Here is a 2,301-nt window from a genome sequence, read left to right on the forward strand (position 1 = left end):
CAGGTCCAGGAGAAGCTGAGCGCGGCAGGCCATGAAGTGCAGCCCGACGGCATCATGGGGCCGAAAACGCAGGCGGCGCTGAAGGAGTTCCAGCAGAAGCAGGGCCTGCAGGCGAGCGGCCAGCTCGACCAGCAGACCCTCGCCGCGCTCGGCGTGAGCGAAGGCGCCAGCGCCTCGACAGGCTCATCCGCGGCCGGCGGCTCGGCGGACAAGTCCGGGTCCACGGAGAGCCAGTCGGGCGCGTCGTCCGGCAAGGCGAGCTCCGGCAGCTCGCAGGAAAGCTCCTCGGGCAGCGCTTCCCAAGGCGCGGGCGGCTCGTCCGGCTCCGCCGGCAGCGAATCCTCGCCCAAGAAGTACTGAGCTCGGGAGAGCCAGCAAAAGCGGAGGGCCGTGCTCTCCGCTTTTTTTTGGCCCGTTTGACCGGCGTGAATCCGGGCAACAGAATGTTGTCGAACGCACGTGGATAGGCCGCAGCCCCTGCTGGACCGCAATGCGCGCGCGGCGCTGCCGCTCGGCCGCCAGGTGCTGCTGTACCTCGATCCGTTCGCGCTCTTCATGGACGCGTCGCGCGGAACCGCGGCGCTGCGCAGGCAGGCATTGGCGCACAACCGGGCGATGCGCTGGATGCTCGTGCCTTACCTGAAGCGCTGGGTGGCCATCGGCGCGGCCTCGCTGGCCGGCATCGCCCCGGCGGAAGCCATGGCTTCCGAGAGCACGCTGTCCCTGGTTCCGGCGGCCGCCTTCGCGGTCGGCTTTTGCGTCGCCGCGGCCGTGGCTACGTGCATCGCGGCGGCGTACCTGCTGCTCGGTACGCCGTGCGGGGAAGAATGAGCCGTTGGCCCGCGCTGCTTGCCGCTGCCGTGCTCGCCTGCGGCTGCGCCAGCGTCGAGCAGGAATTCACGCAGGTGAAGGACGCCTGGCAGGGCGCTGCATATGACGAAGTGGTGCAGCGCTGGGGGGCCCCTGCGCGCAGCGCGACGTTGTCGGATGGCCGCCAGACGCATACCTGGATATCGCAGGAAGCGCCGGTGAGCGGCGGCGGGCCCTCGGTGGGCGTAGGCGTGTTCGGCGGCAGCGGCGGCGGCGGTGTCGGCGTGGGCATCGGCTTTCCTTTCGGCATGAGCGTGAACCGCGCCTCCTGCGAGCGCACGCTGACCTTCGAGGACGACGCCGTCGTGGACCAGGCCTGGAGCGGCGATCCGGGCTACTGCAGCTTCTTCAAGCGCAAGCCGTAGGCTCCGAGCCGGCGACTCTTGACCTGCTGCAGGCCGCGGTGCATCGTTCGCGGCACGAAAGGACAACGATGAAGATCGCCGACTCGATGATCGACCTGGTGGGCAACACGCCGCTGGTGCGGATCAACCGGCTGGCCGCCGGCTGCGTCGCGCAGGTGGTGGCCAAGCTCGAGTTCTACAATCCCGGCGCCAGCGTGAAGGACCGCATCGGCGTCTCGATGATCGAGGCCGCCGAGCGCGCCGGCCGGCTCAGGCCAGGCATGGTGGTGGTCGAGCCCACCAGCGGCAATACCGGCATCGCGCTCGCGTGGGTCTGCGCGCTGAAGGGCTACCGCTGCATCATGTACATGCCCGACAGCGTGAGCCGGGAGCGGCGCGCGGTGATCCGCGCCTTCGGCGCCGAGCTGGTTCTCACGCCGGGCGCCGAAGGCGCGATGGGCGCGGTCAACCGGGCGAAGGAAAAAGCCGCTGCGGATCCGCAGACGTACTTCATGCCGGACCAGTTCGGCAACCCGGCCAACCCGGAAGTGCACCGCAGGAGCACCGCGGAGGAGATCTGGCGCGATACCGAGGGCAGGGCGGACGTGCTGGTGTCCGGCATCGGCACCGGCGGCACCATCACCGGCGTCGGCGAGGTGATCAGGAAGCGCAAGCCGTCGTTCAGGTGCGTCGCGGTGGAGCCGGACGCTTCCGCCGTGCTGTCCGGCGGCGCGAAAGGCCCGCACGTGATCCAGGGCCTGGGCGCGGGCTTCGTGCCCGAGGTGCTGAATCGCGCGATCTACGACGAGATCGTGCGCGTCAAGAACGAGGACGCGCTCGAAACTGCGCGCCTGCTCGCGCGGCAGGAGGGCCTGTTCGCCGGCATCTCCTCGGGCGCCGCCATGTGGGCGGCATTGCAGCTCGCCCGGCGCAAGGAGAACGACGGCAAGCTGATCGTTGCAGTGCTGCCTTCCTACGGTGAGCGTTACCTCAGCTCGCCTCTATACGCCGATCTCATGCAGTAGGCCGGTGCACAGCGCAAACAGGGACGGACCCCATTTCGGCCGAAATGGGGTCCGTCCCTGTT

Annotated in this window: 4 protein-coding genes; all 4 read left to right on the forward strand. The window is 69.4% G+C overall.

What is annotated here, in order from left to right:
- The coding region (locus VFM98_RS21115; RefSeq protein ID WP_325111858.1) for a peptidoglycan-binding domain-containing protein at positions 1-360 on the forward strand (360 nt) is incomplete at its 5' end.
- 99 nt (positions 361-459) lie between these two features.
- Positions 460-831: a hypothetical protein gene (locus VFM98_RS21120; protein WP_325111859.1), complete on the forward strand. Its 372-nt coding sequence runs from the start codon at positions 460-462 to the stop codon at positions 829-831.
- The gene (locus VFM98_RS21125; RefSeq protein ID WP_325111860.1) at positions 828-1,235 is read left to right on the forward strand and encodes a hypothetical protein; all 408 of its coding nucleotides are present in this window, start codon (positions 828-830) and stop codon (positions 1,233-1,235) included. The genes VFM98_RS21120 and VFM98_RS21125 overlap by 4 nt, the downstream gene beginning before the upstream one ends.
- Positions 1,236-1,303: 68 nt before the next feature.
- The gene (gene cysK, locus VFM98_RS21130; protein ID WP_325111861.1) at positions 1,304-2,239 is read left to right on the forward strand and encodes a cysteine synthase A; all 936 of its coding nucleotides are present in this window, start codon (positions 1,304-1,306) and stop codon (positions 2,237-2,239) included.
- Positions 2,240-2,301 lie beyond the last annotated feature (62 nt).

Origin of the sequence: Ramlibacter sp. (assembly GCF_035706265.1) — a bacterium.
Taxonomy (GTDB): Bacteria; Pseudomonadota; Gammaproteobacteria; order Burkholderiales; family Burkholderiaceae_C; genus Ramlibacter.

What these genes read in the sequence shown, in the direction of transcription:
- VFM98_RS21125 (WP_325111860.1), top strand. Translation starts at nt 828, where the DNA reads ATGAGCCGTTGGCCCGCGCTGCTTGCCGCTGCCGTGCTCGCCTGCGGC.
- cysK (WP_325111861.1), top strand. Translation starts at nt 1,304, where the DNA reads ATGAAGATCGCCGACTCGATGATCGACCTGGTGGGCAACACGCCGCTG.